Annotated in this window: 19 protein-coding genes; 9 read left to right on the forward strand and 10 right to left on the reverse strand. The window is 62.6% G+C overall.

What is annotated here, in order from left to right:
- Positions 1–23: 23 nt before the first annotated feature.
- The 4 genes from NN662_RS20360 to NN662_RS20375 form a co-directional block, all read right to left on the reverse strand.
- Positions 24–1,064, reverse strand: coding sequence for an ABC transporter substrate-binding protein (locus tag NN662_RS20360; protein ID WP_261932247.1), 1,041 nt, complete (start codon positions 1,062–1,064; stop codon positions 24–26).
- A gap of 61 nt (positions 1,065–1,125) precedes the next feature.
- Positions 1,126–2,433, reverse strand: coding sequence for an NAD(P)/FAD-dependent oxidoreductase (locus tag NN662_RS20365; RefSeq protein WP_261932248.1), 1,308 nt, complete (start codon positions 2,431–2,433; stop codon positions 1,126–1,128).
- Between the two features lie 42 nt (positions 2,434–2,475).
- The gene (locus tag NN662_RS20370; protein WP_261932249.1) at positions 2,476–3,207 is read right to left on the reverse strand and encodes an HAD-IA family hydrolase; all 732 of its coding nucleotides are present in this window, start codon (positions 3,205–3,207) and stop codon (positions 2,476–2,478) included.
- A 37-nt stretch (positions 3,208–3,244) separates the two neighbouring features.
- Positions 3,245–4,336 carry an ABC transporter ATP-binding protein gene (locus NN662_RS20375; protein WP_261932250.1) on the reverse strand — a complete coding sequence of 364 codons (1,092 nt, stop codon included), beginning with the start codon at positions 4,334–4,336 and terminating at the stop codon, positions 3,245–3,247.
- Positions 4,337–4,569: 233 nt separating this feature from the next.
- Here NN662_RS20375 and NN662_RS20380 point away from each other — a divergent pair, with 233 nt between their 5' ends.
- On the forward strand, positions 4,570–5,535 hold the full coding sequence (locus NN662_RS20380; RefSeq protein ID WP_261932251.1) for a LysR family transcriptional regulator: 966 nt from the start codon (positions 4,570–4,572) through the stop codon (positions 5,533–5,535).
- A gap of 26 nt (positions 5,536–5,561) precedes the next feature.
- Here NN662_RS20380 and NN662_RS20385 read toward each other — a convergent pair whose 3' ends face one another.
- From NN662_RS20385 to NN662_RS20400, 4 genes are all read right to left on the reverse strand, one after another.
- Complete coding sequence (locus NN662_RS20385; RefSeq protein ID WP_261932252.1) at positions 5,562–5,969, reverse strand: RidA family protein; 408 nt, start codon at positions 5,967–5,969, stop codon at positions 5,562–5,564.
- On the reverse strand, positions 5,969–7,147 hold the full coding sequence (locus NN662_RS20390; protein WP_261932253.1) for a DSD1 family PLP-dependent enzyme: 1,179 nt from the start codon (positions 7,145–7,147) through the stop codon (positions 5,969–5,971). Before NN662_RS20390 ends, NN662_RS20385 begins: the two co-directional genes overlap by 1 nt.
- A gap of 61 nt (positions 7,148–7,208) precedes the next feature.
- Positions 7,209–8,633, reverse strand: a complete 1,425-nt coding sequence (locus NN662_RS20395; protein ID WP_261932254.1) for an aldehyde dehydrogenase family protein — start codon at positions 8,631–8,633, stop codon at positions 7,209–7,211.
- A 147-nt stretch (positions 8,634–8,780) separates the two neighbouring features.
- Positions 8,781–9,668: a GNAT family N-acetyltransferase gene (locus tag NN662_RS20400; RefSeq protein ID WP_261932350.1), complete on the reverse strand. Its 888-nt coding sequence runs from the start codon at positions 9,666–9,668 to the stop codon at positions 8,781–8,783.
- Between the two features lie 235 nt (positions 9,669–9,903).
- Between NN662_RS20400 and argE the strand changes: the two genes are divergently transcribed.
- From argE to NN662_RS20425, 5 genes are read left to right on the forward strand one after another with little or no spacing between them, the layout of a single operon-like run.
- Entirely contained in the window at positions 9,904–11,028 is a 1,125-nt protein-coding gene (gene argE, locus NN662_RS20405) for an acetylornithine deacetylase (RefSeq protein WP_261932255.1), read from the forward strand.
- A gap of 12 nt (positions 11,029–11,040) precedes the next feature.
- Entirely contained in the window at positions 11,041–11,964 is a 924-nt protein-coding gene (locus tag NN662_RS20410; RefSeq protein WP_261932256.1) for a 2-hydroxyacid dehydrogenase, read from the forward strand.
- A 29-nt stretch (positions 11,965–11,993) separates the two neighbouring features.
- Positions 11,994–12,347, forward strand: a complete 354-nt coding sequence (locus NN662_RS20415) for a cupin domain-containing protein (RefSeq protein WP_261932257.1) — start codon at positions 11,994–11,996, stop codon at positions 12,345–12,347.
- Positions 12,348–12,370: 23 nt separating this feature from the next.
- Positions 12,371–13,426: a tartrate dehydrogenase gene (locus tag NN662_RS20420; protein WP_261932258.1), complete on the forward strand. Its 1,056-nt coding sequence runs from the start codon at positions 12,371–12,373 to the stop codon at positions 13,424–13,426.
- A 4-nt stretch (positions 13,427–13,430) separates the two neighbouring features.
- A complete protein-coding gene (locus NN662_RS20425; RefSeq protein ID WP_261932259.1) occupies positions 13,431–14,888 on the forward strand; it encodes an NAD-dependent succinate-semialdehyde dehydrogenase in 1,458 nt (485 codons plus the stop codon).
- A 106-nt stretch (positions 14,889–14,994) separates the two neighbouring features.
- Here NN662_RS20425 and NN662_RS20430 read toward each other — a convergent pair whose 3' ends face one another.
- Positions 14,995–16,269: an NAD(P)/FAD-dependent oxidoreductase gene (locus tag NN662_RS20430; RefSeq protein WP_261932260.1), complete on the reverse strand. Its 1,275-nt coding sequence runs from the start codon at positions 16,267–16,269 to the stop codon at positions 14,995–14,997.
- A 15-nt stretch (positions 16,270–16,284) separates the two neighbouring features.
- Positions 16,285–16,950, reverse strand: a complete 666-nt coding sequence (locus NN662_RS20435) for a haloacid dehalogenase type II (RefSeq protein ID WP_261932261.1) — start codon at positions 16,948–16,950, stop codon at positions 16,285–16,287.
- A gap of 310 nt (positions 16,951–17,260) precedes the next feature.
- On the opposite strand from NN662_RS20435, the gene NN662_RS20440 reads away from it, so the two are divergent.
- The 3 genes from NN662_RS20440 (at position 17,261) to NN662_RS20450 (ending at position 21,523) form a co-directional block, all read left to right on the forward strand.
- Positions 17,261–18,106 (forward strand): GNAT family N-acetyltransferase, encoded by an 846-nt coding sequence (locus NN662_RS20440; protein WP_261932262.1) that lies wholly within the window; start codon positions 17,261–17,263, stop codon positions 18,104–18,106.
- A gap of 123 nt (positions 18,107–18,229) precedes the next feature.
- Complete coding sequence (locus tag NN662_RS20445) at positions 18,230–19,603, forward strand: aspartate aminotransferase family protein (RefSeq protein ID WP_261932263.1); 1,374 nt, start codon at positions 18,230–18,232, stop codon at positions 19,601–19,603.
- 318 nt (positions 19,604–19,921) lie between these two features.
- Complete coding sequence (locus NN662_RS20450) at positions 19,922–21,523, forward strand: ABC transporter substrate-binding protein (RefSeq protein WP_261932264.1); 1,602 nt, start codon at positions 19,922–19,924, stop codon at positions 21,521–21,523.
- The last annotated feature ends 64 nt before the right edge of the window (positions 21,524–21,587 follow it).

Genomic DNA, 21,587 nt, shown 5'->3' on the forward strand with positions numbered 1-21,587 from the left:
GAAGACCCTCCGGGCGCCGGTGGTTACTGCTGGATGAAATCGGCCCAGCGCTTCTGCGCATCTTCGCCGGCAGGCGAGCTCCACCAGTCGCTGGCAATCAGCACCTGTCGCGCGGCATTCTCCGGCGAACTCGGCATTTCGGCCGCCCGTTCCGGCGAGATCTTGCCGGTTTTGTAGGCTTCGGGATTACCCGGACCGTAATCGATATAGGCCGGGAAGTTCGCCTGGATGTCCGGCGTCAGCGCCGCATTGACGAACTTGACGGCGGTATCGAGGTTCGGTGCGCCCTTGAGGATGCAGAGCGACGTATACTGGAGGAAACCTTCATTGAAGGAGTAGCCGATCGGCGCGCCTTCCTTGACGATGGCCGACACGCGACCGTTCCATGCCATTTCCATGTCGGCCTCGCCGTCGGCCAGCAACTGCGCCGACTGCGCGCCGGAGGTCCACCATACCGAAATGTAGGGCTTGATTTCCTCGAGCTTCTTGAAGGCCCGGTCAACGTCGAGCGGGTAGAGCTTGTCGGCCGGCACACCGTCGGCAAGCAGTGCCGCTTCGAGCGTCGCCAGCGGATGGTTGCGGAGCGCCCGGGTGCCCGGGAATTTCTTCACATCCCAGAAATCGGCCCAGGTTTTCGGCGGATTGTCACCGAACTTGTCCTTGTTGTAGGCCAGCACGCTGGAATAGAATTCATAGGCAACCGAATACGGTGTCTTGTATTCGGCCGGCATCTTCTCGGCATTCGGCAGCTTGGAAAAGTCGAGCTTCTCGATCATGCCCTGTTCGCCGCCACGCACGCAGTCCTTCGTGGGCGTGTCGATAACGTCCCAGATGATCTTGCCGGAAGCGGACTGGGTCTTGATGACCGGCCAGGCGTCCGGCGAGCTGTCCTGGTTGACGGTGATGCCGAGCAGCTTGGCGACCGGGTCGAGAATGGCCTTGGTCTGGGCTTCCTGGTAGGCACCACCCTGCGAGACGAAGGTGACCTGTTCGGCGGAGGCCATGCCGGCGGAAAAGATTGTTGCACTGGCGGCCAGCGCAATCATGGAAAGCTTGTATGTCATTGCGTCGTTCTCCTCATTATTGACGGGGCCGAGCCCCTTGATGGCATGCGACTGGCGGGTCTTAGCGCCCGATTGCATCCAGGAACTGGTACCAGCCGGCGACAAGCCGGACGGCTGGTTCCCTGATGGGATAGAATGGAACGGGTTTCAGAGGACCCGCGGTCAGAAGGCCGAGATCAGGTGTCTCGCCGGCCACCAGAGCGGCGACGTGGCGGCCCATGTTCGACGACATGGCGACGCCGGTGCCGTTGTAGCCCATGGCGTAGACCACGCGGTCGTCAAGGCGGCCGAGATGGGGAATGCTGTCCATGGTCATCGCCACCAGACCGGACCAGCGATGCGTCACGGAAACCGATCGAAGCTCCGGAAACTGCCGGACCATGGCGGTCTGCAGCGCTGCGAAGGCGCTTTCGGAATCGGTCTTGCCGAATGCGCCGCGGCCGCCATACATCAACCGGTCTCCGGCCTTTCGGAACCAGCGCATCATACGGCGCGTCTCGGTGTAGCTGCGCCCCTTGGACAGGAGCCCCTCGCCGGCCGTGCCGGTCAGCGGCTCTGTGGCAATCATCGCCGAACGGAACGGAATGATGGATTTGCGGACGGCTGACGTCGCCGGTGTGAGATCGGAATAGGAATTGGTGGCGATGACGACCTGGCGGGCCGTCACCGTGCCGTCAGGAAGCTCGAGAACGACGCCATCCCGGTCTCGCCGGATCGCTGTCACCGGCGACGTCTCGTGAATGGCGATGCCCTCCGCCTTCAGCCCGGCGGCCAGTCCGAGCGCGAAGTTCAGCGGATGGATGATACCGCCATGAGTGTTGAGCATGCCGCCGACGAAGTCGCGCGAGCCGGTCTCGACTTCCATCTCCGCAGGCGAGAGGATCGTGCAGGCGTTATCGCCGAGCGTTCCGCGCAACCACTCGACTTCCGTCTTCAGCCCGTCGAGGGAGACCTGATTGTGGGCGCAACGCAGCGAGCCGGAGGCCTGATAGTCCGCGGCCGCAATGCTGTAGTCCGATACAAGCTCGCCCACATGGTCGATCGCCTCGATGCCGAGATCGTGCATGCGCCGGGCGGTGTCGATGCCGTGGCGCGCGGCGATCTCGGCGAAGGACAGCCGGAACTTTCCCGAGACGACGCCGCCATTGCGGCCGCTTGCGCCCCAGCCGATCCGGTTCGCCTCCAGCACCACCGCGGAAAGTCCGCGGCGGGCAAGATAGCGGGCCGTCGACAGGCCGGTATAGCCGCCGCCGATGATGGCGATGTCGAACCGATGACCGCCCGACAGCCGGTCAAAGGCCGGACGGCTGGACGCCGTCTCCTGCCACAGGGACTGAATGTCGGGATAGGGAGGATTGCTTGCGGTCATCGGACGTACTCGTTCTCGTGCTGACGGTCTGTGCCCTTCCGGTCAGGCCGCCGCCACCGCCTTCGGACCGGCGGCAAGCTCGGCATCGACCGCATCGGCCAGCTGCTTGAGCGTGGAGAAGTGGAAATCGGGCTTGGTCAGAACCTTCGGCTCCGGCGTGCCGCCGAAACCCTGCTGGCCCTGGCGACGCTCGATCCAGCAGGTCGTGTAGCCGAGTTCGCGGGCAACGCCGATGTCGTGATGCTGGCTCTGGGCGACATGCAGGATTTCCGACTGCTTGAAGCCGAAGGCGGACTGGCGTCCCTTGTTGAAGGCGAAGAACTGCGGATTGGGCTTGGCGCAACCGGTCTCGTCGCAGGTGACGCTGTCGTGGAACGGATTGCCGAGCGTGTCGGAATAGGCCGAGAATGCGGTCCGGTCGGCATTGGTCATGGCGACGAGGCGGAAATTCTTGCGCAGGCGGGCCAGCGCCTCGACGGAATCAGCGAAAGCCGGCCAGCGCAGAACGGCGAGCTGGAAGGCGTCGGCGGTCGCATCGTCGCTCTTGAAGCCCGTCTCTGCCGCGAGCGACAGGTAGACGTCCTTCATGGCGAAGGAGGAGCGCCCGTAGAACTTGTCACGACCGCGCTTATAGGGCTCGAAAATTTCGTCGTCCGTCGCCTTGGCGGCCTTTTCGCCGCCCAGCGCGCGGACCGCGTTGAGCACGCCGCTTTCGAAATCGATCAAAGTGCCGACCACGTCGAAGGTCATGACCTTGAATTGCGTGAGTTGCATGGTTTTCATCCTTGTTGTCTGCAATGAACGGAATCCGTCAGCCCGCTTCGGGGACGATGACGGTGTCTTCGGGATGGAGCGCCAGCGTGATCGCCTCACCTGGCGATTTCATCTGCGCGCGGCCAGCATGGTTGCTGGGCAGCCTGAAACTCAGTTCATGGCCGTTATCGAGTCTGACGAAGACGCGGACGCTTTCCCCCTGGTAAAGCGTTTCGGCGACGGTGCCCGTAAGCCGGTTACAGTCGGCAGGCTCTGTGCCGTCGGCCTGCACGAGCTTTTCGGAATGGACGACGAGATGCAGTGCCGAGCCGCCCGGCACGCCGTGCGCCGTCCTGAGCACCTGACCGTCGAGACGCACGCTGTCTTCGCTTTCGCGTTGGACCGGCAGCAAGGTCGCCTCGCCGATGAAGCCGGCGACAAAGGCATTGGCGGGACGGTCGTGCAGACGCTCGGGCGTATCGACCTGCTCCAGCTTGCCCTTGTTCATAATTGCCACGCGGTCGCTCATCGTCAGCGCCTCGCGCTGATCGTGCGTGACGTAGACGATCGTCGCGCCGAGACGCTTGTGCAGGCGCTTCAGCTCGATCTGCATGGTCTCGCGCAGCTGCTTGTCGAGGGCCGACAACGGCTCGTCCATCAGGATCAGCCCGGGTTCGAAGATCATTGCACGGGCAAGTGCGACGCGCTGGCGCTGGCCACCGGAGAGTTCGTGGATCTTGCGGTTCTCGTATCCCGCCAGTTCGACCATTTCGAGCGCGGATTTCAGCTTTTCCGGCCAGGTCGATTTCGGCAGGCGGCGCGCCCGCAGTGGAAAGGTTATGTTCTCGCCGACACTCATATGCGGGAACAGCGCATAGTTCTGGAAGACGATACCGATTTCCCGCTTGTGCGGCGGCTCAAATGTAATGTCACGATTGCCCAGCCAGATCTCTCCGGAGGTCGGCTGCACGAAGCCGCCGAGGATTCCGAGCAGGGTCGTCTTGCCGGAGCCGGATGGCCCGAGAACCGAAACGAACTCACCGGGCGCGACATCAAGACTGACATTGTCGAGCGCTCGAAAGCCTCCGTAGGTCTTCGTCGCCTGCCTGATGGAAACGCCGACGCGTTCCTTGTCGATTTGTTCAACCATATGATTCCACGGCAAAGTTTCATCGTCTTCGGCACAAGGCCAAAGCCGGAAAGCTCAGTCTTTCAGAAACGGAGATGGAACGACGGCAGAGCGCGACTTCTGTCGCTGACGCCTTCAGTCCAAAACGTTACCCCTTGAATACGGAAGGTCTCTTGCCTTCGTTGACGGGCAGAAGACCAAACAAGATGATGATGCGCAATTGAAAAAAAATCTCGCGCATGTTACATAATGTAATGCCATATCTTCGACGTTCCCTTCCCTCCATGAATGGCCTCTTTACTTTCGAGGCGGCCGCGCGCTGCGGAAGTTTCTCCCGTGCGGCGGACGAATTGAACGTCACACCGGCAGCGGTGAGCCGGATGATGGCGCGCCTCGAGGAACATCTTGATACCACTCTGTTTCTTCGTCAGCCGGGCGGCGTATCGCTGACCGAGGCCGGTCAATTGCTGTTCGATGCGATTGCCCGCGGCTTTGCCGGCATCGAGAGCGCACTGCGCGAGATCGAGGATCGCCGCACCGGCATCGAGACGGTCTCGCTCTCCGTCTCCACCGGTTTCACGACCCATTGGATGATGCCGCGCATGGCCGAATTCAAGAAGGAGTTCCCGGCAGTGGATCTCCGGTTCCAGCTGGTGATGGGCGCGCTCTCCGGGCCGGTCAACGACGTCGATCTCGGCATGCGGTTTGTCGATGGACCGGACGACCGGCACGAGGCGGCCTTCCTGATGCCGGAAATCCTGCTGCCGATCTGCAGCCCCGGCTATATCGACAGCCACGCCGGCTCCGGTGCCGGCATCAGCCGGGTGCCGGACACGACCATCAATCTCAGTGACGCGCAACCGGACTGGTCAAAGCTGTTCATGCCTGCCACCGACGGCGAGGCCCTGAATTCGATGATCTTCTCGGACTACGCGATCGTCGTCCAGGCCGCACTTCTTGGCCAGGGCGTGGCGCTCGGCTGGCTCAATGTCGTCGCCCACTGGCTGAAGACCCGGGCGCTGGTGCCCGCCCGCGAACAACTGATGATCACGGGAAGGAAATCTCACCTTGTCAGGCTGCGTGACAAGCCGGCGCGCGCGATCGTCGGCAAGGTGCAAGACTGGTTGATCGCCGAACTCAGGGCGGACGCCACGGCAGTCGGCGCCCTGTATCCGTCGCTGAACATCGATATCGGGACAAGCCCCGGCGCCGCCAACTGAGTGCCCGGCTCACCGGAACGCGGGTTTTATTCCGTGTCGGAAGACGATGCCGCGACAACGGCAATGGCGTCAATTTCGACCAGGTATCCATAATGGAGTTCTGGAACGGGAACGACGGTGCGCGCAGGCTTCGCGTCACCCAACCGGCGCGCATACACCTGATTGAACAATGGCCAGTTGTCGACACCGACAATATAGGCGGTCACCCTGACCAGATCGGCGACCGTCCCGCCCGCAGTTTCCAGAATTGCCAGCATGTTGTCGATCGCCCGCTCGGCCTGGGTCTCGAACGCGTCATTGTCGAGCGGCTTGCCATCCGGACGGATCGGCAGTTGGCCGGAAATGTAGAGGTGCTGACCGGCCATCTTCGCCTGCACATAATGGCCTGCCGGGGCCGGCGCCCGATCCGTCATTATGTCGATATGCCCGGACATCACCAGCCTCCGAAGCGCGACCAGCGAGCCTCGACGGCATGCGATTTTCCGCGCACGACATGATAGGCGTCGTGCTGGGCACCCGTCGCGCAGGCATGGTTCGGGAGGATCCGCACCCGGTCTCCGACCGCGAGGTCAGGCAGTTGCCCCGTGGAGCCGGGCCGCACGGCGATGATGCCGTGTTCCTGATTGGCATCGGACACGATCAGATCGGGATACAGGCTCCCCTCGATGTCGCAGACGAGACCATAGCCCTGATCGACAGCCTGCTTGGCTGTGCCGCGGTCGCGCGACAGCGACATCCATCCGCCATCGGTGATGATCCAGCCCTTTTCGCGCTGGTGGCCGATGACCGTCGCCATGACGCTGAGTGCAATGTCGTCGACCTGGCAGATGCCGACACCGGCCATGAACAGATCGAAGAAGACGAAGACCCCGGCGCGGACTTCTGTCACGCCGGACAGGTCTACCGCATGATGGGCGGTCGGCGTCGAACCGACGCTGACGACCGGGCATGGCAGGCCTGAGGCGCGCAGGAAGCGTGCGGCCTCGACAACGGCCAGCCGCTCGGCTTCGGCGAAACGCTCTTGCGCTTCCGGACCACCACCCTTGTAGCTGTCGCCGGCGTGGGTCAGCACGCCGCGCAATTCCGCGCCCGCAGCCAGGGCCTGTCCGATCTCCAGAAGCAGCGCCTCATTGGCCGGCGCAACGCCTGAACGATGGCCGTCACAATCGATCTCGATCATGGCCGGGATGCGCATGCCGCTTTTCACCGATGCCTCGGCGACCGCTCGGGCCTGGGTGACATTGTCGAGAGTGACCACGAGATCCACGCCCCGCGCCCGCAGCTCCAGAACGCGCGGCAGCTTGGAAGGGGTTATCCCGACCGCATAGATTATGTCGCGAACACCGGCGGCGGCGAATTGCTCGGCCTCCTTCAGCGTGGAGACGGTCGCCGGCCCCTCGGGCGTCGTCATGACGCGGCGCGCCACCTCGGCGGACTTGGCCGTCTTCAGATGCGGGCGCAGCGAAACGCCGAGCCCGTCGAGGCGGCTCCTCAACCGCGCGATGTTTCGCTCCATCCGCTGCGCATCCAGCACCAGACAGGGTGTTTCCAGCGTCTCAAGCGTTGCTGCCGTCTCCGACGCCGCCATCGTCCCGACCATCGTCTGCTCCATCAATTCCATCTCCGCTTCATTCCGTTCATGTCGATCTTGTTTGATTGCAGGGCTGACGGCGTCAAAACCCGAGTATGGATTTGGTCTCGAGATATTCCTCAAGGCCATACACCCCGTATTCGCGCCCGTTGCCCGATCGCTTGTAGCCACCGAAGGCGGCGGCGCCGTCCCAGGCCGGATAGTTGATGTGGACCTGGCCTGCCCTTATGCGTGCGGCAACCTTGCGCGCCCGGTCGCGATCGGAGGACTGAATGTGGGCGCCGAGGCCGTATTCCGTGTCGTTGGCAATCGCGACAGCCTCTTCCTCGTCCCTGTAGGGCATGATGCACAGAACGGGGCCGAAGATCTCCTCGCGCGCGATGCGCATGTCGGATGTCACCTCGGAGAAGATCGTCGGCTGGGTATAGTAGCCATGGTTAAGCCCGTTCGGACGACCGAGGCCACCGGAAACGAGCTTCGCCCCGTCATCGATGCCGGCCTGGATCATCGTCTGCACGCGCTCGAACTGCGCGCGGTTGGCGATCGGACCCATATTCGTCTGCGGATCGCGCGGATCGCCGACAACCAGCGCCCGAGCGGCGTTGCCCGCCAGTTGCTCGACTTCGGCAAGGCGGGCCTCGGGGACCAGCATCCGGGTCGGCGCGCTGCAGGACTGCCCGACATTGCGCATGCCCGCCAGCACGCCTTTTGAGACCGCCTCTTCAAAATTGGCGTCGTCGAGCAGAATATTCGGCGACTTGCCGCCGAGCTCCTGCACGACGCGCTTGACAGTCGGTGCCGCAGCCTGCGCAACGAGCACACCGGCGCGGGTCGAACCGGTAATCGAGATCATGTCGACTTCCGGGTGGCTCGACAGAGCCGCGCCGACGCTTTCGCCGGTGCCATTGACCAGATTGAAAACGCCAGGCGGCGTTCCAGCGTCATGCATCAGCTCAGCAAACAGGAGCGCGCTATAGGGCGACAGCTCGCTGGGCTTGAGCACAATCGTGCACCCCGCGGCTATCGCCGGCGCGACCTTGGCGGTGATCTGGTAGAGCGGCCAGTTCCAGGGCGTGATCAGGGCGCAGACGCCGATGGGTTCCTTGGCGGTCGCCCGGGTCCCGTCGACGGTCAGGAACCGATACTTTTCCAACGCCTCCATCTGCACGCGGATATGCTCTGCGGCAAACGGCACCTGGGAAGCGCGGGCAAAGCTGATCGCCACCCCCATCTCCTTCACAAGTGCCTCGACGAAGAGCTCGGCACGCTCCTTGACAAGCGCATGCATCCTGCCGAGCAGGGCAATCCTTTCCGAGACGGTCGTCTGCGAGTAGGCGGGAAATGCCTTGCGGGCAGCGGCAACGGCCAGATCCACATGGCGCGCACTGCCGCCGGCAACGTGGCCCGACACCAATTCCGACGCCGGATCGACGACAGGCAAACGATCGACATCCGGGAAGTCCTGCCATTGGCCATCGATGTAGAAGCTGTTCTCTCGTCCAATCATGGGAATGTCCTTGGGCTGTAAAATGGCAGCCTTCGAGCGCGGCGGCTCAAAGGGCAAAAGACTGAAGGCGGCGACCGGCTCGGGCCGACTGCTGGAAGAAGGACGGGCGCACTTCATATCGCCCGATGAGGATTGGGCTACATGGCGCTATCCGAGCGTCTGGCTGACCAGCGCATAGGTGACGGGCGCGTCCGCCTCGTCGGACGTGAAATCCGCGAGCGATTTGCCGAGCGACATGGTCAACACCGTGTCGAAGACCGCAAGCCCGCTGCGCACCACCAGAAGCGCAAATTCCCCCGCTTCGAAATGCGTGTCGAGGCGTAGGAACTGGCCCTCATGGTCCCGGATATTCGGGGCGACCACGGACATGGCGTCCTGATCGTTCGATGCCACGACGGGGCCGACGACATGTCCCCGACCGAAAGGGCGACAAAGCGCGAAGGCCACTAGACGGCTGTCACGAAAGAGACCGTAGCCCTTTGAACACTGGAAAAGCTTTTCCAGAAGTCCCGTCCGTGCCACGCCAAAGGCGGCCGCATCCAGCGCCACCGCCGCCGCCAGATCGGAATCCGTTATCGCGCGAAGTTCGCCGGAGGGCGGCAGATCGGTCGGCGGGTGGGTCACAATGCCCTGACACTGATAGACTGTCTTTTCCGGCTTGAAGCCGAGCGACAGGTAAAGACGCTGGGCTGCCCGCGTCGCGTTGAGGCGAAGATTGACCCCGCCCATATCCTTCAGCGCATATTCCATCAGCCAGAGCCCGGTACCCTGCGTTTGCAGGCGCGGCGAGGTGATGACCATGCCGATGGTCGCCAGCTCCGCCGAGTGGCTGAACCACATGGCCGAGCTCATGATGCGACCGATTTCGTCGGTCGCCACCACGCCCTTGCCAACCTCGCGCAGGAATTGCCAATCCTCGGAACGATGCGGCCAGCCGACCGAAATCGACAGCGCATGCAGCTGTTCAAGATCGGCATCGGCGACATCGCCGATCTCCATGGCGAAGGCATCGATCTGAAGTTTCTCGTTCGGCATCACGCTCTCGGGCACCGATCCATCCTCGCACTGTTCACGACCAGCTGTCGCAACCAAATGAGACAGCTCGCACAGCATAAAACCACGCCGCCGCAGAATTTGATCGAAAATCCGGTCGGCGCGCAACATTCGTCCGAAACGCATGCAGGTTCAGCATGTAATCCTGTCGAAAAAAGCCATCCTGAGGTGCCGCCAATCAATCTCACAGGCGGCATGCGCCTTTATCGAGGAATCCATGAACGCGACCGAAATTCTGGAAGAGCTGGTGTCGTTTGCGTCCGTCGTCGGCACGCCAAATGCCGAAATTGTCGGCTGGATTCAAAGCTACCTGCAAGGCCATGGCATCGATGTCGCGGTGTTTGCGGGACCGGAGGGCGATCGCAGCAACCTCTTCGCAACCATCGGCCCGGTGGATAGGGCGGGCTATATCCTCTCCGGTCATATGGATGTCGTGCCGGCGGAAGCCGGCGAATGGACGACGCCTCCCTTCAGTCTGCGTCGCGACGGCGAGAAGCTTTTCGGGCGCGGGACGACCGACATGAAAGGCTTTCTCGCTGCGGCCCTGGCCGCCGCGCCGCAACTGGCAAAAGCGGGGCTCAAGCGTCCGATTCATCTCGCATTTTCCTATGACGAGGAGGCCGGCTGTCGCGGCGTGCCGCACCTGATCGCCCGCCTGCCCACGCTTTGCGCACCGCCGCTCGGAGCGATCATCGGCGAACCCAGCAACATGCGCGCCGTGCTCGCCCACAAGGGCAAGGCTGCCGCCCGCGTCACGGTGCGCGGACGTGCCGGGCACTCGTCGCGGACGGACCTCGGTCTCAACGCCATTCACGCGATGGGAAGCATTCTCGAAGCGGCCATCATACAGGCCGAAAAGCTGACCCACGGTCCCTTCGAGGCAACCTTCCAGCCACACTATTCCTCGCTTCAGGTCGGGACGATTGCCGGCGGCAAGGCCATCAACATCATTCCCGATCTCTGCACGCTGGAACTGGAAGCCCGCGCCATCTCCGGCGTAAATCCGGTCAGCCTGCTCGCACCGATCCGCGAGAAAGCCGAAGCGCTTCGCGCGGCGGGTTTCGAGGTGGAATGGGAGGAGGTGAGCGCCTATCCGGCGCTTGCATTGTCCGCCGAAAGCGCGCTCGCCCAACTTCTGGAAGACATGACAGGCCAGGCCCCGATTGGAGCGGTCAGCTACGGCACGGAGGCCGGTCTCTACCAGGCGGCGGGGATCGACGCGATCATTTGCGGCCCCGGCGATATCGACAGGGCCCACAAACCGGACGAATTCATCCTCGAAAGCGAACTTGCCGACTGCCAGCACTTCATCGAAGCGCTTGGCACGCGCTGCGCGGCCTGAGGAGAGCGGACCATGACGTTTCTTTTCAATTCGGATGCCAAGCGTGGCGCGATCTTCGCGGAAGCCTTTGCGAAGGCTCTGCCGGATATTGCGTTCACCATGGACGCCGCAAGCGTCAATCCCAACACCGTGCGCTATCTCATCACCTGGACTGCGCCCACCGATCTATCGCGCTACCGAAATCTCGAAATTCTCTTTTCGATCGGCGCCGGCGTCGATCAGTTCGACCTCGCCTCCATCCCGAACCATGTGAAATTGGTCCGCATGGTTGAGGACGGGATCGCACGGATGATGCAGGAATACGTGTTGCTGGCGGCGCTCGCCTTGCATCGCAATATTCCAGCCTATCTTGAGCAGCAGCGGCAAGGCGTGTGGTCGCCGATCGCGCAGATGCAGGCCGACCGGCGGCGCATCGGCGTTCTCGGCCTCGGCACACTCGCACAGGCCGTTCTCGAACGGCTGAAGCCTATCGGATTTCCGCTTGCCGGATGGAGCCGCAGTCCGCGCGATCTCGAAGGCGTAACATGTCACCACGGCGAGGCCGGGCTGGAGGCCATGCTGGCAACCACGGACATCCTCGTCTGTCTTCTGCCGCTGACAGACGAAACGCGCGGCTTCCTGAACGCCGATCTTCTTGCAAAGCTGCCGACGGGCGCGGCGCTCGTCCATGTCGGCCGGGGTCCTCAACTCGATCAGGCGGCCCTCATCGATGCGCTCGATCGCGGCCGTCTCGGCGCGGCGATGATCGATGTCACCGATCCGGAACCGCTCCCGGCCGGTCATGACCTCTGGTCGCATCCGAAGATCATTCTCACTCCGCATATCGCCAGCGTCACCCAGCCGGAAACCGCGGCGCGTGCCGTCATCGACAACATCAAGCGTCATCTGGCCGGCGAGGAGATCATCGGTCTCGTGGACCGGATGCGCGGCTACTGAATTCTACAATCCCTTCGAAAGGAAAGCCCATGTCACTGTTGAAGACCCTCGACCCGAACCCAACCTTTGAGCCGCGTGAATCCGAAGCCCTACCCGAGCGGCTGATCGCCGGTTCGCCAGCCTTCAAGACATGGGCGATGGATGAAGCGAAGGACGGCAAGGTTGTTACCGGCGTGTGGGAAGCAACACCCGGCGAGACGAAGTCGATCAAGGGCGAAGCTTTCGAATTCTGCCACATCCTCTCCGGCGTCGTCGAAATCACCCCCGATGGCGGCGAGCCGGTCAGGTACAAGGCCGGCGACAGCTTTATCATGAAGCCGGGCTTCACCGGCGTCTGGAAAACCATCGAAACCGTCCGGAAGATATACGTCGTCGTCAACTGAGCCAGATCAGCGGGGTAAGCATCGTGAACACCTACAAAATTGCCTTGATCCCTGGCGACGGCATCGGACACGACGTGACCGACGCCGCCTGGAGCGTCCTGCAGACCGCCGCCGGCATCTCCGGCTTCAAGCTCGAGGGCACAACATTCCCATGGTCCTGCGCCTTCTACAAGGAGACGGGTCGAATGATGCCGGAAGACGGGATCGAGACGTTGCGTCCCTTCGATGCCATTCTTCTGGGCGCGGTCGGCTGGCCGGCGGAAGTGCCGGATTCGGTCTCCCTGCATGGATTGCTGCTGCCGATCCGCAAGGCCTTCGTCCAATACGCCAACATCCGTCCACATCGTCTGTTGCCGGGTGTTCAGGGTCCGTTGAAAGCGGAAGCCTTCGACATTCTATGCATTCGCGAGAATACCGAAGGAGAATATTCCGGCGCGGGCGGTCGTGTGCATCAGGGCATGGACAATGAAGTCGCCGTCGAGACCTCGATCTTCACCCGAAAGGGCGTCGAACGCATCATCCGCTTCGGATTCGAGCAGGCGCGCGCAAGACGAGGCAAGCTTGCTTCCGTCACCAAATCGAATGCGCAGAAATACTCGATGGTATTCTGGGACGAGATCACCCGGACGCTTGCCGCCGACTATCCGGATGTCGAGGTGACCAGCTACCACGTCGACGCGCTCGCCGCCCGCATGGTCATGGCGCCCGAGAGCCTGGACGTCATCGTCGCCTCCAACCTGTTCGGCGATATCCTGACCGATCTGGGCGCCGCCATTCAGGGCGGCCTCGGCTTCGCGGCTTCGGCAAACATCAATCCAGATCGCTCCGCGCCGTCCATGTTCGAGCCCGTCCACGGCTCGGCGCCGGACATTGCCGGGCAAGGCATAGCCAATCCGATGGCCGCGATCTGGTCCGGAGCGATGATGCTGGAGCACCTCGGCGAGACCGACGCCGCCGACAGGATCATGACCGCTCTTTCAACGGTCACCGGCCGCGGGATCGGCACCGTTCCCGGCAGTGACTCCACCGATGCGATCACGGCTGCGGTCATCGATGCCCTCACCTCTCCTCAAGGATAAAATCATGCTGAACATCAAGGACAAGGACCTGCTGCGTCAGGCCGGGCTCATCAACGGAGAGTGGGTGGCCGCCCGCTCCGGCAAGGTTGTCGACGTCATCAATCCGGCCACGCAAGGCGCTATCGGCACCGTGCCGGACATGGGCGGCGAGGAGACGCGTGCGGCGATTGCAGCCGCCGATGCTGCCTTCAGGACCTGGAAGGCGAAGACCAATGCCGAGCGCGCGCTGCTTCTCGAGAGGTGGTTCGATCTGATGATCGAAAATCTCGAAGACCTGGCGATGATCCTGACATGCGAACAGGGAAAACCGCTGGACGAGGCGCGCGGCGAAATCCGCTATGGCGCGTCCTTCGTCAAATGGTTTTCCGAGGAAGCCCGTCGCATCAATGGCCACACCATCCCTGCGCCCACACCGGACCGCCGAATCCTGGTTCTGAAGGAAGCGGTCGGCGTCTGCGGCATCATCACGCCCTGGAACTTCCCCAATGCGATGATCACCCGCAAGGTGGCCCCTGCCCTTGCCGCGGGCTGCACCGTCGTCATCAAGCCTTCGGAGTTCACGCCGTATTCGGCGCTCGCACTTGGCGTGCTGGCGGAAAAGGCCGGCATTCCCGCCGGCGTGATCAACATCGTCACCGGCATGCCGACAGCGATCGGCAACGAAATCATGGCCAACGAGACGGTCCGCAAGATCTCCTTCACGGGCTCGACCCGTGTCGGCTCTCTGCTGATGCGCGGTGCCGCCGACAGCGTCAAGCGGCTCAGCCTGGAACTTGGCGGCAACGCGCCGTTCATCGTCTTCGACGACGCCGATCTCGATATCGCCATCGAAGGCGCGCTGGCGTCGAAATTCCGCAACGGTGGACAGACCTGCGTCTGCGCCAATCGCCTCCTGGTGCAATCGGGCGTCTACGATGCCTTCGCCGCCAAGCTCAAGGCCCACGTGGAGGCCATGAAAGTGGGTCCCGGCACGGAGCCAGGCGTGTCGATCGGCCCGATGATCAACGCCGCGGCCATCGACAAGATCGAACGGCACATCGCCGATGCGCTTGAAAAGGGAGCGAAGATCATCACCGAAACGCCCGCCATGCCGGATGGAGCGCAATACACCGCCCCGATCGTGCTGACCGGTGCGACCACCGACATGCAGCTTGCCTCGGAAGAAACCTTCGGCCCTGTCGCGCCCCTCTTCCGCTTCGAAACGGAAGAAGAGGCGATCGCGATTGCCAACGGCACCCCCTTCGGTCTCGCCTCCTATTTCTACACGGAAAACATGAAGCGCGCCTGGCGCGTCGCCGAGGCATTGGAATTCGGCATGGTCGCGCTCAACACCGGCGTCATTTCCATGGAGGTCGCCCCCTTCGGCGGCGTCAAGCAATCCGGCCTCGGCCGCGAGGGCGCACAGATGGGCATCGAGGAATATCTGGAATCGAAGAGCTTCCACATGGGCGGGCTTGCCTGACGCGATGGCAAGGGCGGTCTCGCGACCGCCCTCCTTTCATGGATACGGATAAAAAAGAAGGCGCGGGTTGTTTCCAATCCGCGCCTTGAGTTTGAGCTGGGAGGGCTCACTGGAACCTGTCGAGCATCTTGTAATATTGGCCGACCAGCGGCAGGAACCAGGGCTTGCCGAAATGGCCCGGAACGGCCGGCCAGGGATAGTCCCGCATCGGATTGCGATCGGCGCGGCCAAGGATGGCGTCGGCGACCATCATGCCGAGATGAGTGGCGAGCTGCGCGCCGTGGCCTGAATAGCCCATGGCATACCAGAGACCATCATGATAGCCGGCGCGCGGATAGCGGTCGGCCGTCATGTCGACGAGGCCGCCCCAGCAATAGTCGATGGCAATGCCTTTCAGCTGCGGGAAGATGCGCTCCATGCTTTCGCGCAGGATTTCGCCGCTTCTGGAGTCCGAGCGCTGGTCCGACGTGGCGGAAAAGCGCGCCCGGCCGCCGAAGATCAGGCGGTTGTCGGGCGAGAGCCGCCAGTAGTTGCCGATGTTCATGGTATTGACGCATGTGCGGTTGCCCGGCATCACGGCCTTCGCTTCCCCTTCCGTCAACGGACGGGTGGCAATCAGGAAGCTGCCGACAGCAATGATGCGGCGGCGGAACCAGGTGAAATCCTTCGTCGTATACGCCCCGGTCGCCATGATGACATCCGCGGCGGTCACGTCACTGCGCGCCGTCTTCAAGGTGTGAACGCCGTTCGTCTCCCGATGTCCAATCACGGGCGTCTTTTCGAAGATCATCGCACCATGACGCCGGGCGGCCTGCGCGAGACCCACGACATAGCGCCCCATATGCATCATGGCGCTCTTCTTCGACAGCATCGCGCCATGAAAGGGCGAGCCGACTTCCCGTTTCAGATCGTCCGGGGAAAGAAGCGCTGTCTGCGGGTCGCATTCCGCGTGCAGGGCTTCGAAATTGCGCGCGATCGCCTCGAAATGCTTCGGCTTGGACGCGAGCTTCAGCTTGCCGGAGCGGCGGAAATTGCAGTCGATCTCCTCTTCCGCGATCAATGCCTCGATTGTGTCGATGGACTCGTCGAGCGCATGATAGAGCGCGATCGCCCGTTCCTTGCCAAGTTCCGCCTTGGCGCCGAGATAGCTGTGCGCCAATCCGTTGTTGAGATGGCCGCCATTGCGGCCCGACGCGCCGAAACCGACGTGCTCCGCTTCCAGCACGATGACCTTTGCCCCCGCCTTGGCGAGCTGCCGCGCGGCCGCAAGCCCCGTGAAGCCGGCGCCGACGATGGCCATGTCGTAATGCCCGCCGGCCGGACCTTCGACGGCGCCCGTGAATACCGGCGCCGTGTCATGCCAATAGGAGACGAATTTCATCGCTTGGACTTTCCTTCAGAGACCAACCACGCCCGGCAGGCCGGAAATGTCGGCGATCTCGGTGTAGCCGTAATACGGGTTGGCAGGCTCGTGGCCACGATTGACCCAGACCTTGTTCTTGATGCCGAGATCGTGCGCCGACATCAGGTCGTAGCGGAAGGAGGACGAGCAGTGCAGCACATCTTCCGGACCGCAGCCCAGCATGTCGAACATGTATTCGAATGCCTGGAAGCGCGGCTTGTAGGCCTGGGCCTGCTCGGCGGTATAGACCGCATGGAAGGGAGCGCCTAGCTTTTCGACATTCGACATGATCTGCGAATTCATGGCGTTCGACAGGATCACCAGCGGAATTTCCTTCGCCACCTTGGCAAGCCCGGCCGGGACATCGGCATGCGGACCCCAGGTCGGCACGCGCTCATAGACCATTTGCGCGTCCTCATCCTTGAAGGTGACGCCATTGGCCTTGCAGGCACGCGACAGGGCATTGTGAACAACCTCCGCATACGGCTTCCAGGCGCCCATGATCTCATCCAGGCGATAGGCCGAGAAGTTCTTGATGAACACCTGCATGGCCTGCTCGTCCAGGCGGTCGCCATAGAGATCACGGGCGGCACCCGCCATGTCGAAATTGATCAGCGTGCCGTAGCAGTCGAAGGACACGTATTTCGGGCGAATGGCCATAAAGTTCTTCCTCTGGCTTTCTGTTGCGTTGATCCGATCATATGACGGGTCATGCCGCGTCGGCGGGCCGAATTGCCCTCCCTGGGAAGCACAAAGTTTTTAATCTGACGTCCCGTTTGGCACACTATTGCAGACCGGACATCGCTTCAGGATCATCGCGACCCGATGCGAAAGCTCACCCGTCCGATAGCGCAGCATAAGATGCGGCGACCGCGCCGCGCTTCGGCGGAAGATAGCGCGGCGACCGCGCCATTCAGACGAATAGCTTCCCCATCCTGACCGAGACTTTCGGCCACGAAAGGAAGTGTCCATGCAGAACCAGATCAACCTCGTCGCCTTCGGGCCTGAGCACATTGACGAAGCCATTGCGCTTTCGCGCGCCGAGAGCTGGCCGCATCGCCGTGAGGACTGGGCGATGGCCCAGAAGTTGAGCGCCGGCGCCGTCGCCACGAACAGCGATGGTCGGGTCACGGGAACGACCTTCATGACCCCTTTCGGCAATGATTATGCGACGATCAACATGGTCATCGTCGACAAGTCGATGCGCGGCCTCGGCCTTGGCCGCCGACTGATGGAACGTGCCTTTGAACTTGCGGGGGAGCGGCCGCTGCGCCTCATCGCCACCAAGGAAGGCCTGCCGCTTTATGAAAAGCTCGGCTTCGTCGCCACCGGCACGATCCGCCAGCATCAGGGCGAGGTTGGCAGGGTCGAACTCCCAGAGGGCGTCGAAGACATGCAGGCTGGCGATGTCGAGGCCGTGAGGGCGCTCGATCGGGAGGCCTATAATGCCGACCGTTCGGCGCTTCTCGATACGCTTCTGGACCTTGGACAGATCGCCGTCGTTCGCAAGGGCGATGGGGGCGATGAGGTCGATGCGTGGGCCGCGATCCGTCCCTTCGGGCGTGGCGAGGTCATCGGTCCGGTTATCGCGCCCGATCTTGAGACCGCATGGGCGCTGATCGCCTACTTCGCCTCTTCCCGTCAGGGCTCCTTCCTGCGCATCGATACGGGAAGCGAAACGGGTCTCGCACCATTGCTATCCGAGATCGGCCTTGCCCATGTCGGCGGCGGCGTAGCCATGCGGCGTCCGCTGATCGAAGATGCCGGAGAGCCTAAACGCAAGGTCTTTGCCCTCGTCAGCCAGGCCCTCGGCTAGCCCCATCGGTGCGAAGAGAGGAAGCGCCTCTCACTGACAAAGCACATTACGTTCATCAATTCAGAGCGTCATCCGCGGGCCCCACTGGCCGCGAAGCGCTCTCAAATAGCCTGGAGTTTGAGAATGCTCGCCAATTCCCTGATCGAACTTGATCGCGCCCATCTGATCCACCCCGTGGCGTCCTATCGCGGGCATGAGCGCCAGGGCGTCCGCGTGCTGAAATCCGCCTCCGGCGCAATCGTCACCGAGGCGAACGGCCACCAGCTGGTCGACGGGTTTGCAGGTCTGTGGTGCGTCAATGCCGGTTACGGTCATGAAAGCATCGTCGAGGCCGCCACCCGGCAATTGCGCGAACTGCCCTACGCGACCGGCTATTTTGACCTCGGCTCGGAGCCGGCAATTCGCCTTGCCGCAGAGCTCGCCGAACGCACGCCGGGCGATCTCAACCGCGTCTATTTCACCCTCGGCGGTTCGGATGCGGTGGATTCCACGATCCGCTTCGTGCGCTATTACTGGCATGCGAAGGGCGAACCGCAGCGTGACCAATTCATTTCGATCCAGCAGGGGTATCACGGCTCGAGCACGGTCGGCGCGGGACTGACCGCGCTGCCGGCATTCCATGCCGGTTTCGGCCTGCCCTTCGACTGGCAGCACAAGATCTCCTCCCCCTATCCGTATCGCAATCCGGTCGGCTCCGACGATGCGGCGATAATCGCGGCGTCGCTGGCGGAGCTGACGGCAAAGATCGAGGAGATCGGCGCGGATCGCGTGGCAGCATTTTATGCCGAACCGATCCAGGGCTCCGGCGGCGTCATCGTCCCGCCCAACGGCTGGATCAAGGCGGTGCGCGATCTCTGCAAGCAATATGGCGTCCTCTTCATTGCCGACGAGGTCATCACCGGCTTCGGCCGGACCGGCCCGCTCTTTGCCTCGGCCGACGAAGGCATCACGCCGGACATGATGACGGTCGCAAAGGGACTGACCTCCGGCTATGTGCCGATGGGCGCCGTCTTCATGGCCGATACCGTCTATGATGTGATCGCAAACGGCGCTGGCGACGCTGCCGTTGGCCACGGCTTCACCTATTCCGCTCATCCCGTCAGCGCGGCCGTGGGGCTTGAAGTCCTGAAGCTCTACGAAGGCGGGCTGCTCGAAAACGGCCTCAAGGCCGGTGCGCGCCTGCGCGCCGGGTTGGAAAGCCTGGCCGATCATCCGCTGGTCGGCGATATCCGAGGCCGCGGCATGCTCTATGGCGTCGAACTCGTGACCGATAAGGCGAAGAAGACGCCGCTTCCGGCAGCATCCCAGCCGGCACGCCGCATTTTTGACCGCGCTTGGGACAATGGCCTCGTCATCCGCGCCTTCCCGCAAGGCGTGCTGGGCTATGCCCCGCCGCTCTGCTGCACGGACGAAGATATCGACGCCATCGTCGAACGGACCCACCTGACGCTCGATCAGACGCTGGAAGACCCGGATATCCGGGCAGCGCTGGCCTGACCGGTCGACATCGTCTGCGGCGGCATTTCGCCGAAATATCGCCGCAGGAAGCAAGTTCGCAATTTTATGCTGCTGTCCCGGACCAAATCGAACGATACGCCACGCTGGACGTGACAGACTGCCAGACATCAAGACCGAGAGCCCCAGCAGCGTTCGGCAAACGGAATACGCAGATAGAGCCCAAGCGCCCGCGCCGGTTACACGGCGCATCAACGGGAGAAGGCGCGAAAAATGGGCCGTCACGAGCCAATATTCACCGGGGCCGAAAAGTCCGCGCAAGACGGGCTTCACCCAATCAAAGCAAAGAAGGGGAATGCCATGACCGACACGATTACAAACTGGACGAAATCGGACGACGCTCGCATCGAGGATGCCATTCGTCGCGGCGCCACAAGGCGCGATCTGCTCAGAATGATGCTGGCGAGCGGCGTCGCCCTATCCGCTGGCGGCGTCCTCTTCGGCCGAGCCGAGCAGGCGGTTGCCGCAACGCCGGTTTCCGGTGGACACATGAAGGCAGCCGGCATTTCCTCCTCCAATGCCGATACGCTCGATCCCGCCAAGGCCTCGCTCGGCACAGACTATGCCCGTTGCTGCTCGCTCTACAACCGTCTGACGTTCATCGACGGGACCGGCGAGCCGCAGATGGAGCTGGCCGAAAAGCTCGAGACAAAGGACGCCAAGACCTGGACCGTCACCCTGCGCAAGGGCGTGACCTTCCACGACGGGAAGACACTGACCTCAGCCGATGTGGTCTTCGCCCTGAAGCGCCATCTCAATCCGGCAGTCGGTTCGAAGGTCGCCAAGATCGCCGCACAGATGAGCGAGATCAAGGCCATCGATCCGAACACCGTCGAGATCGTGCTGAATGCTCCGAACGCCGACCTGCCGTTCATCCTAGCCCTGCACCATTTCATGATCGTGCAGGATGGTACGGTCGACTTCTCCAAGGGCAATGGCACCGGCGCCTTCGTTCTGGAGACCTTTGAGCCGGGTGTCCGCTCGATCGTGAAAAAGAACACGAACTACTGGAAGCCCGGCCTGCCTCATCTGGACTCCTTCGAGTTCTTCGCCATCCCCGACGCAACAGCACGCGTCAATGCCCTGCTGGCGGGCGACGTCCAGTTCTGCTCGTCTGTCGATCCCCGTGCCGCCAAGCTGGTCGACGGCCAAAAGGACTTCCGCCTTTCGCGGTCCACGGTTGGCCAATACACGAACCTCAACATCCGTCTGGACATGAACAAGCCCGACTTTGTCACGGGTATGAAGTATCTGGTCGACCGCGAACAGATCATCGCGGCTGCACTGCGCGGCTTCGGCGACGTCGGCAACGATCAGCCCATCTCCCAGGCCAACGTCTTCCACAATCCGGATCTGAAGCCTAAGGAATTCGATCCCGACAAGGCCAAGCACTACTTCGAGAAGGCCGGCGTCCTCGGCCAGTCGATCCCGGTCATCGCGTCGGATGCAGCCGACTTTTCGATCGACATGGCGATGATCATCCAGGCCTCGGGCGCCGAAATCGGACTGAACCTCGACGTCCAGCGCGTGCCGTCGGACGGATACTGGGACAAGTACTGGCTCAAGGCGCCGATCCACTTCGGCAACATCAATCCGCGCCCGACGCCGGACATCTACTTCTCGTTGCTGTACGCGTCCGACGCACCGTGGAACGAAAGCCAGTACAAGTCGCCGAAGTTCGACTCGATGATGCTGGAAGCCCGCGGCCTGCTCGACCAGGCCAAGCGTCACGAGATCTACAACGAGATGCAGACCATGATTTCGGAGGAAGCCGGCACCATCATTCCGGCCTACACGACAAACGCCGACGGCATTTCCGCCAAGGTCAAGGGGCTCGAGGTCAACGCCCTTGGTGGCATGATGGGGTACGCCATGGCCGAGTATGTGTGGCTGGAACCCTGAGAAGACCCAAATGGTCCGGGCGGGCTATGGCCCGCCCGGATCACGCGACATACAAGCGCCGGGA

This window comes from Rhizobium sp. NRK18 (assembly GCF_024385575.1).
In the GTDB taxonomy this organism is placed as follows: Bacteria; Pseudomonadota; Alphaproteobacteria; order Rhizobiales; family Rhizobiaceae; genus JANFMV01.